The organism is Marinilactibacillus sp. 15R (assembly GCF_001895285.1).
Classification (GTDB): domain Bacteria; phylum Bacillota; class Bacilli; order Lactobacillales; family Carnobacteriaceae_A; genus Marinilactibacillus; species Marinilactibacillus piezotolerans.
This window is the reverse complement of record NZ_CP017761.1, coordinates 1,041,508-1,061,107: the sequence shown is the minus strand read 5'-3', so window position 1 is coordinate 1,061,107 and position 19,600 is coordinate 1,041,508. Positions and strand designations below refer to the sequence as shown.

Genomic DNA, 19,600 nt, shown 5'->3' with positions numbered 1-19,600 from the left:
GGAACTTTGCTATTGCTAAAATTTCCTTATCTATTTATCTTTATACGAAAAATGTAGAAAATCTGTATAACTTATTTTTTCTTTTAAATCAATTGCTGTTATTCCAACCATAGCTCCTGTATATGCCCAGCCATCCACTTTTTCATCTGACAAAAATGTCCCATCTATAATTTGACCAATTGAATGTTCTGGCTCATTATCATGTGAATAATAACATTGTATTTGAGCATTTTCTACACTAAATTTTAGCTTAATTTTTTCACAGTCATTCGGAAGGTATCCGTATAAACCACTTAAAGGTTCACTTATACTACCATTTTTATTCAACAATAAATTAACTACTCGCTGATGAGATATTTCATCTCTACTAACATATAGGAACAACCAGTTTTTTGTATTGTAATAGCAAACTATCCCGCTAAGTTCTTGATAATTATTTGGATTAAATCTAAAAGTCGTTTCTGTATTAAAATCAAAAGATTTCCATTTTCTTGCGAGCAAAGATTGGTTGAACAATGATGACAAACTATCTCCACCATACATTCGTAAAAATCCTTCGTTTAACTTTATTCTTTCACCGATTGGTCTTCTTAACATAAACCATTCTTTATCAAGGACGCCATTATTAAATGAGGTAGTAAAATATTCACTGTTTTTCTTTCTTGCCGGTAAACTTTCAATATTTACAAGAGGAGAATAATCAGTTCCTTTTAAACGTGGCCATCCGTCTTGCCATATTATTTCTTGTATAGCAGACTCCCTTCCAAGTTGACAAACTCTAGATTGTTCAGATATATATCTACTCGTTAAATGAACAAGGTACCATCGACCTTCATATGACTGAATAATATTTCCGTGTCCTGCTTTTTGTAATGGATTACCCATGTCATGGAATGAAGTAATGAGTGTCCCATAAGGTGATAGCTCATATGGTCCAGTCAATTGCCTTGATCTAGCTACGACAATAGAATGATGCCTTCCTGTTCCACCCTCAGCGCAAATCAAGTAATAGTAACCGTTCTTTTTAATAATATTTGGTCCTTCAGCCCCTCCTGTTGCAGTCCCCGTAAAAATAGTATGAGATTCTCCAACAAACTTACTTTTTTCATAAGAAAATTCTCTTAGTTCAATTCCTTTGAAACGAACTTTACCGTTAGTTGATCGATAGTCCCATTGTGGATTCAATACATATTTTCTATCCCCATCATGAAATAATGATGGATCAAATCCCGATGAATGTATATAGATTGGACTATCCCACTCTCCATTTATTTTTTCACATGTGGTAATATAATTTTCAACATCTTTAAATACTCCATCAATTTGTTTACAGATTGTATAAAACAACCAAAACTTCCCATCATGATAGGAAAGAGCTGGTGCCCAAATCCCTCCACTATCTGGTATACCTGTGAGATTCATATGCTTTTCATGAACCAATGGTCTTTTTACTAAATCCCAATCAACCAGATTAGTAGACTCCCATATTTCTACCCCGGGGTACCATTCAAATGTTGAGGTAGCTAAATAGTATTTGCCATTTGCCTTACAAATACATGGATCTGGAGAAAATCCTTTTATTATTGGATTAGTACTCATAATCTTTCACCTCCTTTTCCCTTCACTTATATATAAGCAAATAGTGTGCCAACTGATTTATCTGATTTAAACCGCTTATATGAAAGCGTTTGTTCAAGAAAAGAAAAAAGTGTCCAAATCCCTTACATTTAGCAAGAGAAATTTAGACACTTTTTTAAACACTACCGTACTCCATTAATTATTTGATAGAGTAAGGAAAGCTCATATGAGTTAATCTTAATATTAAATTTTTTATGGATATCATCAAAAACATTATATGTTACATCGGCAAATTCTTTTTCACTCTCACTTTTTGGCAACCACTCTTGATTTAACTCTTCAGGTTGAGTAAGTAATCGCTCGGTCATTAATGCTAAATGCATATAAAGATTTAACTTAACTTGTTCGGTAAAAACAACATTGTAATAATTCTCATAACGATTAATTACTTTTTCAATCTCATTGATTACCACTTTAGGATTAAGCAATGTTAATCGATCTGAAATTCCTTCAATTGATAAAAATTTTAGAATCTCATTTTTTAAAGCTTCAAATGTATGATAATCAATACTTTCTTTCAAAGCTAGCCAAAAGCTATTCTTTCCTTCCTCTTTAAAAATATCGTAGATATTCATACTTGGAATATTCAATTTATGATCTAAGTCAGTTGTTGTGATAATTAATTTTGTTTCTTTGAAATGACTTTCTTCGTTATTTTCAAGTATTCCAACTAGTTTATTGTATTCCATTGTAAGGATTTCTATTTGATGGTGAGAAATAACAGTAGAGATGATTTCTTTTAATTTTTCTGATAGTCCTAGTCCTGACATACAAGAAATAACAATATTATTCTTATTAGAAAATCCTTCGAAAAATTGAGTTTCAAATTTATAATTATTTTTAGAACTTTCAGCAATCAGATCAAAATTTTGATTATGTTGGATTTTTAATCCAATATCCAACGCTACTGCTGTGGTAACATTATTTATAATAAGCAAGTTTCCTTTTAAATTAGACTTAATTTCAGTGTATAACTCTCTTAAAGTCCCCATATCTACTAATAAGATTAATCCATTTGATGTATCCAGTTTTTTTAAGTAATCATTTACTTTTATTACTATTTGCTCAACAGATGTATCTATGGGCATATCCATTGCCTCAAAAATAAATGAACTACATAGATTATTTACTACTTCTTTAATACTTGTTGCAGTACTACTCCCATGCGCAACAATTAACCCCTGGAGTTCAACATTTTCATCAACATGCTTTTGGATAATGAATACAATAAAAAACAAGAGACCTTCTTTATTGCTAATATTTTTTATAAAAGGTTCTTTTTCCAATAAAATCTTTGCAATATAATAGGATCTCGGAAATAGCTCTTGCATAAAATCCATTATTTTCGAGTTGGGTTTATTTTGATTACGTGGATTTCCATTAAAATAATACCAATAATTATAGATTTGTCTCCTAGTTTCATCAGATATATTTAATCCATATGATTGCATTAAGTTTTCAATATTTTCTAAAAACAAGTACTTAATATTTTTATCAATTAAAGAAGCCTCTTTATTATAGGTATCATATGAAATTAAAAATTCGCGAGTAAATTTCTTGAAATATAACAATAATTCAACTTCATTGATATTTTCTTTATAAAGGAATTTTTCAATTTGTGTATAAAAATTTTCAAACACTTTGTTATCTAAAGTTTCTAAATCATTTGATAAATCCAGACTTTCTTCTTTTGAAATCGTAAATTCCTTTAAAGGATAATATGAATCTGCCGAAGGAGAGAACGCTTCAAGAGACAGGTGTGATAACTCGATTACTAGCCTTTCAGAATTTTGATTTTCTTGGTAAGCATTTGCACAACTTAGTTGAATGGTAGATTTTAATGTACCTATATTTCCTTTTACTCTATCAAAGCATAGTCTTTGTAAAACTTCTTTTGTTAAAGTAAAAGAGATACCTAATTTATTTGCTTCTCCTAAATACAGTTTTTGAACAAGTTGTAACCTCTCTGATAAAGGGTAACTTTGCAAATTAGGCATCTGTACTTTTAATGAAATTCTGCGACTGAACGTATCCAATAAAACTTCTTCATTTTTTTCTGTTGTTGCAAAGATAAATCTTACATTTGCTTTCTTTGATACACTGGTCTCGCCAAGTGGATAGTATTCACCAGTATCCATGAAGACAAATATTTTTTCTTGATTTTCTAGCGACAGACGATGCACTTCATCTAAAAATAAAAACCCTCCATCTGCTTGTGAAAGTAATCCCTCTTTGTCTTTGTCCGCTCCCGTAAAAGCACCTCTTTTATAACCAAACAAAGAAGCAGAAAGTAATTCAGGGTTATTTGCATAATCTGCGCAGTTTAATACCTTAAACGGTGCTTTTTTATTAATTACTTCAGTTTTTGTAGCATATTCGTATATAAGATTTGCTAAAAAAGATTTTCCTACTCCACTTTCTCCATTTAAAATAATAGGCATGCCGTTTGGAGGATAAGATATTGCTGCTTTACATTGATTGATGATTGTTTTTAAGCTTCCATTAGCACCAATAAATTTATTAAATACATCGGCCTCTTTTCTACCTTCTCTAGCTTTTTGTTTTAGCTTCCAGTAAACAGGACGAGTATTTTGCTTTTCTACATATCCTTCTTCTAATAATCTCGATAAATAATGACTTGTTACTTGTCTACTTAAAGACAACTTTTCAGCGAGATCATTTGTTGTCACAGTATAACTATTCTTTTCTTTAATTAATTCTTCTAGAGAGTTTAAAACTTTTTCTTTTGTTTTTTCTTTCAAGTTCCCCGCTCCTTAAAACATACTCTTATGTTTCCTAGTGTTGCATTAAATTTTTAGACGGTTCAATGGCACAAAAAAACCCTTTATAATCGGACCGGATGACTTATCCAAAACCAATACAAAGGACCTAAACAGGATAAGTATAAAATAAAACCGACCATAAATAAAGGGCTTTCTTTTATAAATGTAGAAAACTTTAATTTAATCACTTGAAAATCAATTCACCCGTTTGATATTTAGGTGAAAAAAACAGCTTTTGGCCGCATTTTAAAATAGTTATTTTACGCAAGTGATATCAAAACAGAAAGTTTATATCATTTTGACCAACAGATAGTGGAATATGACCAAAATAGTTTAGGATTAATGGATTCAGATATTCTCAACTTTCACGTACACTGAAAAATATAGATACAGCTACGAAATTCCCCCTGAACAAGAAACAACCTGACACAAATAGAATTTTGGTGTCAGGTTGCCACATAGAATTTTTTGTTTTTTCACTATTTAATTAATAGGACATAATTCCCATGCGTCCTCGTCCTAACCATTATTCTTATCATCTATTTTTTACTTTCAAGCGCTCCGTGTCCCATAAATGCTTGTAACATCCAAATTGTTTGATCTACTCCAGCTTTTTGAGAAATGAGCAAATCATTCGTTACGTCATCTTTTTCTTCGTCAGTTAACTGAATCCCTTTTGCAAGTTCATCTCGTAAGACTTCATAATCATCAATTACACTTTGTACCGTATCTTTCTGAGAAAGATTTTTTGAGTCTTTAGATTCTTTGATCAATGAATGAGATAGAAATTCTTCTAATGTAGCATAAGGTTCGCCACCTATTGCAAGTAGCCTCTCAGCTACATCATCCATTTGAACTGTCAATTCATCATAATATTCTTCTAATTTAGGATGTAGTGAGAAAAAATTCGGTCCCTTAATATACCAATGCGCCTGATGAAGTTTCACATAAAATAATCCTTGAGTAGCGACTAATGTATTGAGATATTCTTTTACTTTTTCATTTGCCATTGTACTTCCTCCTATATATTTATTCTACTATTACTATATGCTTTATTAATCACAAAGTCTAATAATTTGTCTTCCTTCGACAGTTCCATCATTATTCGATATAATGGAGAGAATAATGAGAAATCATTTGACCATATAACATTCAAAATGCATTTCGGGAGGAAGTCTAAATGATACAAGTACGACAAATCGTTACTGGAACTATTGAAGAAAATTGTTATATCGTATATAAAGACAATAAAGCACTTATTATCGATCCAGGAGATGAAACAAGTAAAATCAAAAACGAAATTGAAGAGTTGGAAGTTCAGCCTATTGCTATCTTGTTAACTCATGCACATTTTGATCATATTGGGTCTCTTGAAGACATTCGAGTCGACTATGATATTCCAGTTTATGTCAGTCCTGAAGAAAAAGACTGGTTAGGCGACCCTATTGCAAATTTATCTTTTAATAATCCATTTACTGTAACTGCAAATCCAGCTGAACAGCTTTTTGCACCTGTTCAAAAACTGACGATCGATGAATTCACTTTTGAAGTTGTTCCGACTCCAGGACATTCTCCAGGTAGTGTCAGTTTTATTTTCCATGAAAATCACTTTGTCATTTCTGGAGATGCTTTATTCAGAGGAAGTGTCGGTAGAACAGATCTTCCCGGAAGCCAACCCGAGGTCTTACTAGACGGGATAAGAAAATATTTATTTTCATTGCCTGATGATTATACTGTTTATCCTGGTCATGGTCGAGATACGACGATTGGTAATGAAAAACATACAAATCCTTATTTTAATTGATTGTGAGTGAATAATTTGAAACATATTTTAATATTGCATACTGGCGGAACGATATCTATGAGTACTGATCAAAGTACTGGCGTTGTAAAACCCAGTTCCGAACATCCTTTAAATGAATATAGTTATATGTTTGATAAAGAAGTTCGATTGACTGAAGAAGATATACTACAGCTCCCTTCTCCTCATATGACACCAGAACATATGCTTATCGTAAAAAAAAGAATCGATGCAGCAATTCGTTCAAAAGAAATCGACGGCGTCGTGATTACTCACGGAACGGACACATTAGAAGAAACGGCTTATTTTTTAGATTTAACAGTTGAGTCAGTCATTCCAATCGTACTGACTGGTGCAATGAGACCAACTAATGAAATCGGATCTGACGGCGTAAGGAACCTTCAAAGTGCTGTTTGGACAGCTATGTCAGATAATGCTGCTGAAAAAGGAGTATTAGTCGTAATGAACGAAGAAATCCATGCAGCCAGGTACGTAACGAAAACACACACCACTAATGTAGCAACGTTTAGGACACCTACCTTTGGTCCAATTGGAATTGTTTCAAAAAAAGAAGTTATGTTCTTCCAGAAACTAATTAAAACAGAGTATTTCCCAATTGAACAAGTTACTAAGACTGTGCCGCTTTTGACAGCTTACGCTGGTATGAGCGGAGCGTTTCTAGAAGCACTAGCTCAGACTGGTATTGACGGAGTAGTCATTGAAGCTTTAGGGGCGGGTAATCTTCCACCAGCTACATTGAACGGTATACAACTACTATTAGATCAAAATATCCCTATCGTTCTGACTTCTCGTGCTTTCAATGGTATCGCACAAGATATTTATGATTATGAAGGTGGCGGGAAACAATTGAAAAATGCCGGAGTCATTTTTGCTCCTGGATTGAGTGGTCCAAAAGCACGATTAAAGCTGCTAATCATATTAGAGAAGTCTTCTAATCATGATTATATATCCGAAGTTTTTGAAATTACGTAACTATATAGTAAACCCCGCAGGAATCAGAGTAGCTCAATGATTCCTGCGGGATTATTTTATTGGGCAGCATTTAAATCCCATTTTTTAACTTGAATCCTAGACCTACCTTCAAATTGAATCTCTCTTAGATTACTATTAGGATAGATTCTAGTCGTCATAACAAACTCTCCATCATTAATAAATATTTCCAGAGAAGATGAATCAACAAATAATTGGATACTTGTCAAAGTTGATAGTTCAATAGACCTCGTTTTCCTGCCATATCCTGATTCTCCTAACTCAAGTGTGAATAAATTACCATTAAAAGTAATCTTTACATCCTGAGACAAGAAAATTTTTAGTGGTTCAGTCGGTTTTTCTATATCAACGATCATTTCGTATGCATCACTTGTTTCTGAAACAGTGTAATTCGTTTCTATTAAGTCCACTCTTTGTGACCATTCATTTTTTCTAAGAACACGATATTCTTCCAATGGCCTTTGTTTCAGCTTACTATTTTCGATAGTTAATTCTCTTGGCATCGTCATAGCATGCTGCCAGCCTCGTTCAATGGTTGGGTTTGAATACTCCGGTTCTATATCCGGCAAGCCCATCCATCCCCAGAGAATTCTACGACCTTTTTCATCTTCAAATGTCTGAGGAGCATAAAAATCGAATCCTCTATCTAATTCTTCAAAATCCGTATTCGGTAAAAATTTCAATGTGCTCCAATCCGTTTCGCCTATTAAGAAGCCAGATTGATAGACATTTTCAAACTTATATCCTTCTCTTAGTACTCCTTGAGGAGACATCAATAGTATGTCTTGTCCGTTTAATGTAAAAAAATCCGGGCATTCCCACATATATCCTAGACCCGACTGGTTATCTAGTAAATTGCCTTTATAGTTCCAGTCATTTAAATTCTCCGATTCATATAGTAATATGGCACCCTTGTCCTGACTTGTACGTCCACCTAATACCATATAAAACAAGTCATCTTTTTCAATGATTTTCGGATCTCTGATATGTTGTGTAAATCCTTCTGGATATTCGTTTGCATCAATCACAACTTCTCGGGTATCAATTGCGAACCCGTCCTTACTTGTCATATGGACCGTATTCTGTTCCCTTCCGCTCACTATATAATCATGTTCCTTCCCAATATGCTTGACATTACCTGTATAAAAGAAATGTATAAGCCCATTTCTTTCAAAAGCACTTCCAGAATAGACGCCGTGACAGTCAAATTTCTGATCAGGAAACAAAAATACTTCTTCTTCTTTAAAATAAACTAAGTCTTTAGAGGTTTTATGGCCCCAATATTTCAACCCACCAGAAGCTTCTAATGGGGAATATTGATAATATAAGTGATATATTCCATCCTTTTGATGAACACCATTCGGATCATTCAACCATCCAGTTGGTGCTTGTTGATGGTACTTCAGTCTCCATGGGTCTATTTCAACCTGTTTCAATAATTCTTTTTGTCTAGCTCGGATTCCTTTTTGTAATTCTTCTCTTATCAAGTTCATAAACCCATTCCTTCATATTCTTAGTTAGCAGATTTGATTGTTACTTCATATTCAATTCAGCATGCACTGGACGGCTTTGTAGTTTGACTAAAACAAATCCTATTACAAAAGCTACTATAATTACGAGTAAATACTGAAGTAAGCTACTGATACTATTCGTATACAATAGAAGTCCCGGAATGAACGTAATGCCCATACCAGTTGCAGAAAGCCCCAAGATATATGTTAAAAATCCTCCAGCTGCTCCACCAATCATTCCAGAAATAAATACGCGCATTGATCTAAGGGTTACTCCGAATAGTAGCGGTTCTGTAATTCCGAATAAAGTAGATGCACTAGCACTTAAAGCGTTAGATTTTTTTAATTTGCTGCTCAATTAATAAAGCTGCACTTACAGCTGCTCCGAATTGTCCTGCCATACTAGCTGTTCCAAGCGTTTGTAGTACGTTTGATCCATTGTTATTCAATAAACTAATTTCAATAATACTAATTGAATGATGCAGACCCGTAATTGTAATTACTTGTTGGAAACCTGCATATATAATATAGCCAATACCAAAAGGAGCTTCTATTAGATAAATAATACTATTGATAACACCTGATTCTGCTATTTGAACAATTGGACCCAATAAAAATAACATAACTGATATTGTAATTACAATCGTTAAAAAGGGCGTAACAATTAGATCCATCATTTGAGGAACAAAAGTCCTAAACCACTTTTCTAACTTAGAAATCATCCATCCTGCTATTATGGCGGGGATTACCGAGCCTTGATAACCGATAATATCTACTCCAAGCAAATTCAAAGGTTCAGCATCACCACCAGCTACAGAATAAGCGTTTGGTAATTGCGGAGCTACCAGCATTAGACCCACTACAATTCCAAGTATGGGATTCCCACCAAATTTTCTTGTTGCGCTAAAAGCTATCAATACTGGCAGAAAAGCAAAAGCAGTATCAGTAAGCATCTCGAACATTGTTAACCAGTCCGGGCTCATCTGAACACCAAGTTCAATAATCAATCCTCTAATTCCCATTAACAAACCGGTTGTAACAAGTGCTGGAATAAGCGGTACCAAAATATCAGCTAGAGTGCGTACAACTTTCTGCACAGGACTCAAATTTTGATAGACATCATCTTTAAAATTACCTGAAGATTGATCGGACAAAGAGCCACCCATTCTCTGTTCCATTTCACTATAAACAGAATTAACTTTTCCTGTACCGAATATAAACTGATGCTGTCCAGTATTGAAAAAATATCCTTTACTTTCAGGGACTTCATCTACTCTATCTTTATCTAATTTGCTATCATCTTTTAAAATAATACGCAGTCTCGTTGCACAATGTTCAAAGTTTCTGATATTTTCTTCTCCACCTACTACGTCAATCAACTTATCAATTGTTTCTTTGTGCTTCATAATTGATCATTCTCCTTTTTAATTTTTAGCAACCGGTTCCATCATTGCTTATAAAATAATGTAACATAATCAAAATGATCAGCCTTAATAAGAACCGGTTCCTTTAAAGTGCTTTTCATTTTATCAGGAACCGGTTCTGTTTGCAAGAAAAAAAAAGAAAGCCAATACTTTTCAGACTCTCTTCTTTCTTATGGTAGAGTTTTTTACAATTAATTCATTAGGAAGCAAAGTTTCGTAAGGAATATCTGTACCTTCTAATAGCTTAGTTAAATTTTCAACTGCCTGAATACCCATTTCCTTATAAGGATAGCTCATAGTAGTAATAGTTGGTTGAACATAATCCGTTTCTTCATATCCTCCAAAGCCACTGATAGAAAATTTTTCTGGAATGGAATATTCTAATTCAACTGCTGCTTTCAACACAGCTATTGCAATATTGTCCGTTGCGCAAACTACATATGAAGCTGTTGATTTCGGAAGAGAGGTCAGTGCATCTTGATAAGCTATTCTTTTAGAAAAGCTTGTCTCAATAATCGTAACATTAGTTTCTGTTACATTTTCAAGACTGTCTAAGAACCCGTTTTTTCTTTCTGAACCAACAGCTTTATCCTGCTCTGAAACTCCAAAGAAAAGAAAATCTCGATGCCCTAATTCCACCGCATATCGGCCTATAGTATAGCCAGCTTCATAATCTGCATAAGCCATTGAATGTATTGCTTCCGCTTTTTGTCCAAGTACTAGAAAAGGAATATTTGCATCATTAATAAGCTTTCTATGACTTTCTGTAATTTCTCGTGCTAGTAAAATGATACCTTCGACTTTTTGTTTAATCAGTGTTTGTATATTTCCTAGTTCTCTTTGCATATTCTGATTTGAATTAGTAATAATCAAATCGTATCCATTTTCTCGGGCTTTTTGATCAATTCCACTTAATACTTCGTTCGTAGAAGCTGAATTTAATCGAGGTATAATCACACCAATCATATTTGTTTTCGCAGCTTTTAAACTTCTAGCAAAAGTATTTGGTGTATAGCCAGTCTCTTTAACAATTTCATCTAGTTTTTTCCTTGTGGCAGAACTAACGGATCCATTATTCAAGTATCTAGACACTGTACTTTTAGCGACACCTGCTTGTCGGGCAATATCATTGATGGTAACCACTATTATTCCCTACTTTCTCAATATAACTATGCTCTATTTTCCCACTTAAAGCTGGCACTGCAATTTGTTATGCCTTCTGTTCTAATTTTATGTGCTGATAAACTAGTTTCTTTATTTTCTGTTATACTTACATAACTTTGGATTACTTGACCTTCATAGACTTCTTTATCAAATTTCACGTTTGCATAAACTAATTTATGATTACTTAAAAATTCTCCTCCCAGCGTATTCAATGTCCAATCCAAGTATTTAGAATTATTTACATGCTGATTTGTATCAATGTCAAAATAGCGAACATGAAAGGGTTTAGAATAAGCTTTTTCTTCGTCAATCTCTACTGGCTTAGGTGTTCTTTTTACTCTTTTATTGAACGTTGCTTTGTAAGGTACAACGATTTCTTCCGGTATTCTTGCCATTTTTCTTTTAGTAAAGTCAAATAATGCAAAAGTGGAATGAATCATAATCAATTCATTTCCAGTCAGGTCGCGAATGACGAAATCACGATAACAGAACAATTTGTTGTATTCCGTGGCGTATGTCTCAATTTCAATTGTCTCTTTATTTTTCGGAAAGCGATCAATCTCGAATTCGTACTGTAATATAATCCAAGAATATCCTTTTTCCTGCATAACCTCTTCGCCTAATCCTAATTCTTCCGACTGTTCTCCGGAAACTTCTAATATTAAGTTCACAAGCATAGGTAATGTCAGTGTATGCGTTCGGTCACACATATAGTAACTAATTTCTTTTGTATTTTGATATTTTTTTACGGCCATCTTTTTTCCTACTTTCAATTCAAACTACACTTATAATTTTATCACACATCAAGTAATTCCAGATATTAAATTATAAGTTTTAGCTATCACTATTTTAAATTAAAAAAAATGAGAATGTCAACGTTTACTTTTTAAAAATATAACTAATATTATGATAATTGTTGAATCATTTTCACTGTTTGTATTAAACTCGATAGAGTACTTTATATTTAAAGTATCTTTTTTATTCAATAAACTATTTAAGATATAATGTTCAAACATTATTAAGGAGGATTTATTTATGAGTGGTTCTGAAAAGAACACAAACAAAGGTTTACTTGGAATGATTGAACGAGCGGGTAATAAACTACCTCATCCAGTCATCATCTTTATCATTTTTGCAATTGGTATTATTTTTATTTCTGAAATTTCAGTGCGCTTAGGACTAAGTGCCCCAATGGCCAATCCCGAAACGGGAGAAGCAGGTATAATAGAAGCTGTTTCATTAATGAACAGTGAAGGCGTGGCACATATATTCAACAGTGCCGTTTCAAACTTCACTGGCTTTGCACCATTAGGAACTGTTCTGGTCGCTATGTTAGGTGTTGGTGTAGCTGAGTGGACTGGCTTGATTTCTTCTTCTTTAAAGAAGCTATTAAGTAATGTACCGGCATGGTTATTGACTGCTATGGTAGTGTTTGCTGGTATTATTTCCAATATTGCATCAGATGCTGGATATGTTGTAGTCGTTCCACTTGGCGCTATTATGTTTGCAGCTGCAGGTCGTCACCCAATTGCTGGTTTAGCTGCTGCTTTTGCTGGTGTTTCTGCTGGATTCTCTGCAAATCTGATATTCGGTCCTACTGATGCTTTGTTGGCTGGAATTACAAACGATGCCTTAAGTTCCGCAAATATCAGTTATGAAGTAGAAACCACAGGTAACTGGTACTTTATATTTGTATCAACCTTTGTATTAACTGGTGTTGGTGCTCTCATTACCGAAAGATTTGTGGAACCCAGACTAGGAACTTACGATGGAGATTATAAACCTACTCAAGAACCGCTATCTTCTAAAGAAAATAAAGGTTTACTATATGCGTTACTTACTTTAGTTGCCTTTTTAATTATTATGGGTCTATTAATGATTCCACAGAATGCACCACTTAGAGCACTTGATGAATCTACTGGTCAAATGACCTTGAGTAATTTCTTATCTAGTGGTTTACTATTCATGATTTTCTTACTATTTGCTCTGCCCGGCTTAGCATACGGCATAACAACTGGAAAGATTAAATCATCTCACGACTTTGTGCAAGGTATGACTGAATCAATGAGTTCTATGGGCGGATATCTGGTATTGGCTTTTTTTGCTGCTCAATTCATTGACTATTTTGCTTATACGAATTTAGGATCTATTCTTGCAAGTAATGGAGCTACTTTGCTGGAAAATATAGGATTTATCGGTCTGCCTTTAATCTTGGCCTTTATTTTATTCACATCCTTTATCAATTTATTCATGGGCTCTGCTAGTGCTAAGTGGGCTATTATGGCACCGATATTTGCTCCTATGATGTATAATTTAAATATTGCTCCTGAAATGACTTTAATGGCTTATCGTATTGCTGATTCTTCTTCAAATGTTGTCTCTCCTTTAATGAGTTACTTTGCTATGATTTTAGTATTTGCGCAAAGATATGATAAAAAAAGCGGTCTTGGAACGATCATTTCTACTATGATTTACTACACAGTTGCTTTCCTTATAGCATGGTCAGTCTTATTGATCATCTGGTACTCATTCGGATTACCGTTAGGACCTGGAGCCCCAGCTACTTTATAAATGTAAATAAAAAAACTCACTACGACCGATAAAAGTCTGTAGTGAGTTTTTTAATCCTTATTTACTTTAATTGACCGCAAATGATAAATAAGACCGAATATTTGCAGACTCAATATTGGCATCAGAGCTACTAATGCAATCATTCCAAAGCCATCTATTAAAATATCAGCTGATGGTGTCCCTTGCGCTGCACCTTGAATAAATGCCAGTATGAAAGTAGCGGTCATAGGTCCAGAAGCTACTCCTCCTGCATCAAAAGCCATCCCTACAAACACTTTTGGTACAACAAAACTCAATCCAACTGCCAGCAGGTACCCCGGAAGTAAAAAGTGCCATAATTCTAAACCTTCAATAACGACTCTCATAGTTGAAAACAAAATTGCTGATCCTACTCCGATAGACAATGTTGATAAAATTGCTGCTGGTTTAATTGATCCAGATGTCACATTACCGATTTGCTTTGTCAGAACACTTACCGCAGGTTCAGCTAAGATGCTGACAAATCCTAGTGAGAAGCCAACAACAAACAACATAATAATAGAATTTTGTTCAGCCAATGCAAATCCTATCAAACTACCCACATTCATAAATCCAGCATTAACGCCTGCTAAGAATACAATTAGACCTACAAATACATACCCTAGTCCCTTCCAGATACTTTTTAACTGTCTTCGAGGAAGTTTTAATTTGAATTTCTGGAAAAGACTAAAAATAATGACTATGGGAGCAATGGCAATAAACACATCAAGTGTTTGACTAATTAGCTCACTGCCAAAATTAGTAAAAAATCCTCTTTCAGCTCCTACGCTAATCTCTAACGATCCTGTTAATTCCTCCCCCATTGGAGAGAAAATATTGACGATCATAACGGATAGAATTGCCCCTGTAGAAGCAATCGCAACCAGACCAAAGCTATCCTCTTCTGAGGTTTTACTATTTTTCTTAAGTCCTGCAATACCAGTTGATAAAGCTAACAAGAATGGAACGGTTACAGACCCTGTCGTAGCACCCGAAGCATCGAAAGCAATTGATAAAAATTCAGACGATGTAAAAAATGAAAGAATAAAAATAATCCCATATGCTATGGTTAATACGTAAATCAATGAGAGACTATAAACAATCCGTAACAATCCAATAACCACCATAACAGCAATTCCTATTGAGACAACTCCTATGATGAACATACTCGAAACAGCATTCCCAGTAACTGTTCCAATCTGGTTTCCGAGAACAGCTAGACTTGGCTCTGCTGCAGAAATGAAGAAGCCTAAAATCAAACCAGCAAGCACAACTACAATTACTTTATTGGAGAATGCTATTCCTTTTCCCATGTTAGTTCCGATCGGGGTAATGGCAATATCAATCCCCACTAGAAAAATTGTCATACCGATAATAATGGCAACTGCTCCCATTAAAAATCCAACTAGAGCCGAACTCGGTAACGGTACAACCATAAAATGAATCAGCACAACTAAAATTACTATAGGAAGCACTGCTCTCAGGACTTCAAAAAATCTTTCTTTGAGTGCATTCACTATTAATCACCTTCCTATATTTATTGTATTCCTCGTGTTTCATTAAGATCGACTACGAATACAATTCCTTTGTTCGGTTCATTAATATCCTGTTCTCGACTAATTTTTTGTACGATCTGCTCTACTTGACTCTGCTCAGAGATAATCAGGATCATTTCTTTTTCAGGAACAATATCCATATTAAATATCTTTTTAGCTTCTTTGGAACCAGAACCGCGTGCTTGAATGATTGTTCCGCCTTGGGCACCAGCTTCTTGAGCGAGGTCCATCACATCTTCTGCTTCACCTTTATTCACTATTGCGAATATACCCTGATACATTTTTTTATACTCCCTTTCTTCTATTTGCTGTATCTTTTCTTGAATGGAGCCAGTATAAATTCCTAATACCTGGCTCAGTGATAGACGAAAGCCAATCCCTTTATTCTTAACATGCATTTTCTTTTTAAAAGCAATATAGTCTAATGCTTCTGTTGCTTGTTTTTCAGGAGCAATCAGTAAAACGATTTCCTTTCTTACTGTATCTAATCCTAATGCTGCTAATACGCCTTTACTTGACGTTCCTTCGCCATAAAAGACCGTCCCGCCTTCTATCCCTTTTTTTCTTGCTAATTCAATTACTCGATCTGCCTCATTGGGATTTACTATACAAACGACTAATTCCATTGAATGATTTGTTAATTGCTGCATTTTTTTACTCCTTTCATCCAAATATATCTTTTAACTAAAAACAACTTATCTATATACTTATGATACCACCTAGCCAACTTTTTCATTCATACCATCCGCAACAAGCGGTCTTGAAAAAAATTCAGTCTGCTAAAATATGTAATATTGAATTGAGAAGTACAATGAATTTTAATATATGACTATTTTGATTGAACGGGTTATTCTCGTGTATTTGCTTAGCTGAGTGTGAGGGAATATCACATTAGTAAGCTAAGAGCTGTATCAAAACATATAAAATAAAAAGTGTTACTTCATAAGCTTACCATATTCAAAGGAGTTTCTAAAGTAAATAGCTGCATAATACCAATAATGTTTTAGGATAGCTGAAATAGTATAAAAAATGCGAGAATCTTGAATAATACAGGATTCTCACATTTGAATACTATTCTAATTATGTTTAGCTCTTATACTCAATTCTTTTTTCTTCAAAATCAATTTTTCAAACTGACTTTCCAGTTCCTGAGAAGGTTCAATACTTATTTTTCCTAGAACTGCTGCAATTTCATTTTCAATTCTCATCAAATCTTCTTCAATAGATGTCAGTTTTTCTGAATGACCCGAAAGCAGATATTCTCGATAGGTTCCTTCAAATAATTTGATTTGCTTATTATCTATGATTAAAAGTCTGTCAGCGATCTGGTTCATAAATCTTCGGTCATGCGTAACAAAAATAACACTCCCTTCGTAAGCTGACAATAAAGTCTCTAACGCCTCAATTGCTTTGGCATCAAGAAAATTTGTCGGTTCATCTAATATCAGCGTATTGTAATCCCCTACAATTAATTTCGCCAGAGCTACTTTTACTCGCTCGCCTCCACTTAAAACATCGACGGGTTTATATACCTCATCTTGCTTAAATAAGAGCTGCGCTAATACAATGCGGATCAGCGTCTCTGCTTGTACTGATTCTTCAGCAACATTTTCTAAAATTGTTTGATTCTCTTTTAAATTACTTAAGTTCTGGGCAAAATAGCCTATTTTCATAGCAGGTGTCTTTTCTATCCCTTCCGAGCCATGTATTATGCGCTGAACCAGTGTTGTCTTTCCGCTACCGTTCGGTCCAACGATAGCTACTTTTTCTCCACCCTTAATAAAAAAGGTTGCTGGTCTCCAAAGGTTTTTTTTAGGAACCTGTACACTAAAGTCAGTTACACGAATTATATACTTATTCATAAACTCTCTAGAATTTGGGATTGTCATTTTGATCGTTTCTGGTTCTTCTGGTTTGTCTACTTTTTCTAATTGATCCATTCTCATATCAATTGACTTAGCAGTTTTGTAAAGTTTTTGTGCTTTTTTCCGAAAATAGAAATGCTTAGATTCATCCGTTATTTTATCTGCTTTATTTTTCTTTTTCTCTACTGCTTCCAGTAACTGTTTTTCCTTTTTCTTGTAAACATCATAAGAAACCTGTTGATGTCTCCGTTCTTTTTGCTTTTCTTCTTTATACGTTGAATAGTTTCCAGCATACTCTGTAATTCGTTCATGACTGATTTCCCATATCTGGTTACAAGTTTTATCCAGAAAGTCACGATCGTGAGATACAATCATATAGGCTCCTTGATATGCAAGAATTTCTTTTTCAAGCCACTCTACATGTTCTATATCTAAATGCGTTGTTGGTTCATCCGCTAATAAAATTTTAGATTTTTCATTTAATATCGAAATAATTGTACTTGCTGTAACTTCACCGCTAATATCGAAATAATTGTACTTGCTGTAACTTCACCGCCGCTTTTTGCCCCTATCACTTCCTTGATTTGAGGAAGCAGCGATACCGATTTCTGACGGTTTACTGTGCCCGATTCCGGTTGGATATTGCCTTTTATAATATTCAGTAAAGTCGTCTTGCCACTACCATTAGTTCCTACCAAACCAATTCTATCTCCTGGTTCAATTGTTAAATGATCAGCTTCAAATAATTTTCTTTCTCTGACTGAGTGTTTGATCTGCTTTAATTCTATCCAAGCCATTTTTATCCTGTCCCTTCTTGTGTAAGTGATTAAACATACAAAAAATTAAGACATCATAAAAACCTCCTATTCTATCTTTTGATAGAACAGGAGGCAGGTTGGCATATTTGTACTTGAAAAAACTGGAATTCTAAACCGTTCTCCAACTTATTATGCGTTTTGCACCCTGTACTATCAAGTTTAAGGCACAAAAAATAACGCTCTTATTCGAACTTTTTTTGACCTTTTGCATTCTGATAATAGGATTAGTTACGCATTGGCTTAGAAAACACCCCTATCTTTTAAATTTGAATTTAGGATACCTTACAAAGAAGTCTTTGTCAACAATCATACAATAAACAAATTAATCAAAACGAACAACTCTATACCAATTATTCTGATTTGTCTTATAATTATCTGTATCAAACCCAGATGAAGCAAATCCTAGAAAACTAAAAGCGATTCCTAGTATAATAAAAGCTAAACTCAACTTAACTATAAGCTTTTTCCCGATTTTCATCTGTTTACACCTCTTTTAAATAATAATTGATTTTTTAGATGATTCGTCATATTCTGACTAAACGTGATAAATTTTCTGCTGGTACTCATCGTAAACAATGTAGCAAGCAACCCTATTCCAAATAAAATCAGTCCCAATCCAAATTGTGTTATTCCAATGTGTAATCCGTCCATAAGAGCTAATGGACTCAATACTGTACTGGCTATCCCTCCAACTACTCCTGCAAAACCTATTGCACCAGTTGTAAAAGGGACACACCAGATCACTATATAGATACTCAATATAATTAAAACTAAAGCTAAGACTAAACTTCCCCATAACGGAAATCCTAAGATCAGCAGAGCGATTATATAAGGATTGAATTTTTTAGATATTGGTAAATTGATTTCTAAAGGTGTTCCTTTAATAGATTCTTTGATCTTTTCTGGACTGTCCACCCTGCTTACAGCTTCTTCGCTTAAACCATCTTCCATGAGGTCTAATATCATTTCATCATAATAGTCAACTAATTCTTTAACCTCATTCGGTTTCATAATATAAGAAAGCTGATTACTTAGTTCTTTAATAAACTCTATTCTACTTCTATTCATCTTCTACACTCCTTTTAATATAGTTATGTATCGCTTCAACTTTTTCCCAAGATTCTAAAAAACCCCGAATACTCTCTAACCCATTTGGCTGTATCTGATAATATTTTCTAAGCCGCCCATTATGCTCTTTAGAATACGTTATGACTTTACCTTGGGTCTCTAGCCTTTTCAAGATAGGGTACAAAGTAGATTCAGTAATCGGCAAATGAGATGATACAGTTTTGACAATTTCATACCCATAAGAGTCTCCATAATTAAGGTTTGCTAAAATATAATATTCAATCAATCCTTTTTTTAACTGTGTATCCAAAGCTTTACACCTCCTTATACGTAATACTATATATTACATAGTATTAAAAAGCAATTATTTTT

General features: G+C 34.1%; 14 protein-coding genes and 2 pseudogenes. 3 read left to right on the top strand and 13 right to left on the bottom strand.

Annotated elements, in window-relative coordinates:
• Nucleotides 1–30 precede the first annotated feature (30 nt).
• The 3 genes from BKP56_RS05200 to BKP56_RS05190 all read right to left on the bottom strand — a co-directional run bounded on the left by BKP56_RS05200 (nt 31) and on the right by BKP56_RS05190 (nt 5,431).
• Nucleotides 31–1,599, bottom strand: a complete 1,569-nt coding sequence (locus BKP56_RS05200; RefSeq protein WP_072694117.1) for a glycoside hydrolase family 43 protein — start codon at nt 1,597–1,599, stop codon at nt 31–33.
• A 161-nt stretch (nt 1,600–1,760) separates the two neighbouring features.
• Entirely contained in the window at nt 1,761–4,400 is a 2,640-nt protein-coding gene (locus BKP56_RS05195) for a sigma 54-interacting transcriptional regulator (protein WP_072694116.1), read from the bottom strand.
• Between the two features lie 560 nt (nt 4,401–4,960).
• Nucleotides 4,961–5,431 (bottom strand): Dps family protein, encoded by a 471-nt coding sequence (locus BKP56_RS05190; RefSeq protein ID WP_072694115.1) that lies wholly within the window; start codon nt 5,429–5,431, stop codon nt 4,961–4,963.
• A 173-nt stretch (nt 5,432–5,604) separates the two neighbouring features.
• On the opposite strand from BKP56_RS05190, the gene BKP56_RS05185 reads away from it, so the two are divergent.
• Both BKP56_RS05185 and BKP56_RS05180 read left to right on the top strand, forming a co-directional pair.
• On the top strand, nt 5,605–6,225 hold the full coding sequence (locus BKP56_RS05185; RefSeq protein ID WP_198034023.1) for an MBL fold metallo-hydrolase: 621 nt from the start codon (nt 5,605–5,607) through the stop codon (nt 6,223–6,225).
• Nucleotides 6,226–6,240: 15 nt separating this feature from the next.
• Nucleotides 6,241–7,215 carry an asparaginase gene (locus BKP56_RS05180; RefSeq protein ID WP_072694113.1) on the top strand — a complete coding sequence of 325 codons (975 nt, stop codon included), beginning with the start codon at nt 6,241–6,243 and terminating at the stop codon, nt 7,213–7,215.
• A 56-nt stretch (nt 7,216–7,271) separates the two neighbouring features.
• On the opposite strand, the gene BKP56_RS05175 is transcribed toward BKP56_RS05180, so the two are convergent.
• From BKP56_RS05175 to BKP56_RS05160, 4 genes and pseudogenes are all read right to left on the bottom strand, one after another.
• Complete coding sequence (locus BKP56_RS05175; RefSeq protein ID WP_072694112.1) at nt 7,272–8,726, bottom strand: glycoside hydrolase family 32 protein; 1,455 nt, start codon at nt 8,724–8,726, stop codon at nt 7,272–7,274.
• Nucleotides 8,727–8,766: 40 nt separating this feature from the next.
• Nucleotides 8,767–10,150: pseudogene (locus tag BKP56_RS05170) on the bottom strand (PTS transporter subunit EIIC).
• Between the two features lie 171 nt (nt 10,151–10,321).
• Nucleotides 10,322–11,311 carry a LacI family DNA-binding transcriptional regulator gene (locus tag BKP56_RS05165; RefSeq protein WP_072694111.1) on the bottom strand — a complete coding sequence of 330 codons (990 nt, stop codon included), beginning with the start codon at nt 11,309–11,311 and terminating at the stop codon, nt 10,322–10,324.
• 26 nt (nt 11,312–11,337) lie between these two features.
• Entirely contained in the window at nt 11,338–12,087 is a 750-nt protein-coding gene (locus BKP56_RS05160; protein ID WP_072694110.1) for an acyl-[acyl-carrier-protein] thioesterase, read from the bottom strand.
• A gap of 280 nt (nt 12,088–12,367) precedes the next feature.
• Between BKP56_RS05160 and BKP56_RS05155 the strand changes: the two genes are divergently transcribed.
• Nucleotides 12,368–13,903 carry an AbgT family transporter gene (locus tag BKP56_RS05155; protein ID WP_072694109.1) on the top strand — a complete coding sequence of 512 codons (1,536 nt, stop codon included), beginning with the start codon at nt 12,368–12,370 and terminating at the stop codon, nt 13,901–13,903.
• A 50-nt stretch (nt 13,904–13,953) separates the two neighbouring features.
• On the opposite strand, the gene BKP56_RS05150 is transcribed toward BKP56_RS05155, so the two are convergent.
• From BKP56_RS05150 to BKP56_RS05130, 6 genes and pseudogenes are all read right to left on the bottom strand, one after another.
• Nucleotides 13,954–15,438, bottom strand: coding sequence for a DUF1538 domain-containing protein (locus BKP56_RS05150; protein WP_072694108.1), 1,485 nt, complete (start codon nt 15,436–15,438; stop codon nt 13,954–13,956).
• A gap of 20 nt (nt 15,439–15,458) precedes the next feature.
• Nucleotides 15,459–16,127: a P-II family nitrogen regulator gene (locus BKP56_RS05145; protein ID WP_072694107.1), complete on the bottom strand. Its 669-nt coding sequence runs from the start codon at nt 16,125–16,127 to the stop codon at nt 15,459–15,461.
• A 426-nt stretch (nt 16,128–16,553) separates the two neighbouring features.
• Nucleotides 16,554–18,139: pseudogene (gene abc-f / locus BKP56_RS05140) on the bottom strand (ribosomal protection-like ABC-F family protein).
• Nucleotides 18,140–18,482: 343 nt separating this feature from the next.
• The gene (locus tag BKP56_RS13765) at nt 18,483–18,638 is read right to left on the bottom strand and encodes a hypothetical protein (RefSeq protein WP_156849223.1); all 156 of its coding nucleotides are present in this window, start codon (nt 18,636–18,638) and stop codon (nt 18,483–18,485) included.
• On the bottom strand, nt 18,635–19,228 hold the full coding sequence (locus tag BKP56_RS05135) for a DUF1700 domain-containing protein (protein ID WP_072694106.1): 594 nt from the start codon (nt 19,226–19,228) through the stop codon (nt 18,635–18,637). Before BKP56_RS05135 ends, BKP56_RS13765 begins: the two co-directional genes overlap by 4 nt.
• On the bottom strand, nt 19,221–19,538 hold the full coding sequence (locus BKP56_RS05130; RefSeq protein WP_072694105.1) for a PadR family transcriptional regulator: 318 nt from the start codon (nt 19,536–19,538) through the stop codon (nt 19,221–19,223). Before BKP56_RS05130 ends, BKP56_RS05135 begins: the two co-directional genes overlap by 8 nt.
• Nucleotides 19,539–19,600: the final 62 nt, after the last annotated feature.

Excerpts from the sequence above, each read along its gene's own strand:
- BKP56_RS05200 (WP_072694117.1), bottom strand. The coding sequence starts at position 1,599 with ATGAGTACTAATCCAATAATAAAAGGATTTTCTCCAGATCCATGTATT.
- BKP56_RS05190 (WP_072694115.1), bottom strand. The coding sequence starts at position 5,431 with ATGGCAAATGAAAAAGTAAAAGAATATCTCAATACATTAGTCGCTACT.
- BKP56_RS05175 (WP_072694112.1), bottom strand. The coding sequence starts at position 8,726 with ATGAACTTGATAAGAGAAGAATTACAAAAAGGAATCCGAGCTAGACAA.
- BKP56_RS05160 (WP_072694110.1), bottom strand. The coding sequence starts at position 12,087 with ATGGCCGTAAAAAAATATCAAAATACAAAAGAAATTAGTTACTATATG.
- BKP56_RS05155 (WP_072694109.1), top strand. The coding sequence starts at position 12,368 with ATGAGTGGTTCTGAAAAGAACACAAACAAAGGTTTACTTGGAATGATT.
- BKP56_RS05145 (WP_072694107.1), bottom strand. The coding sequence starts at position 16,127 with ATGCAGCAATTAACAAATCATTCAATGGAATTAGTCGTTTGTATAGTA.
- BKP56_RS13765 (WP_156849223.1), bottom strand. The coding sequence starts at position 18,638 with ATGAAAATCGGGAAAAAGCTTATAGTTAAGTTGAGTTTAGCTTTTATT.
- BKP56_RS05135 (WP_072694106.1), bottom strand. The coding sequence starts at position 19,228 with ATGAATAGAAGTAGAATAGAGTTTATTAAAGAACTAAGTAATCAGCTT.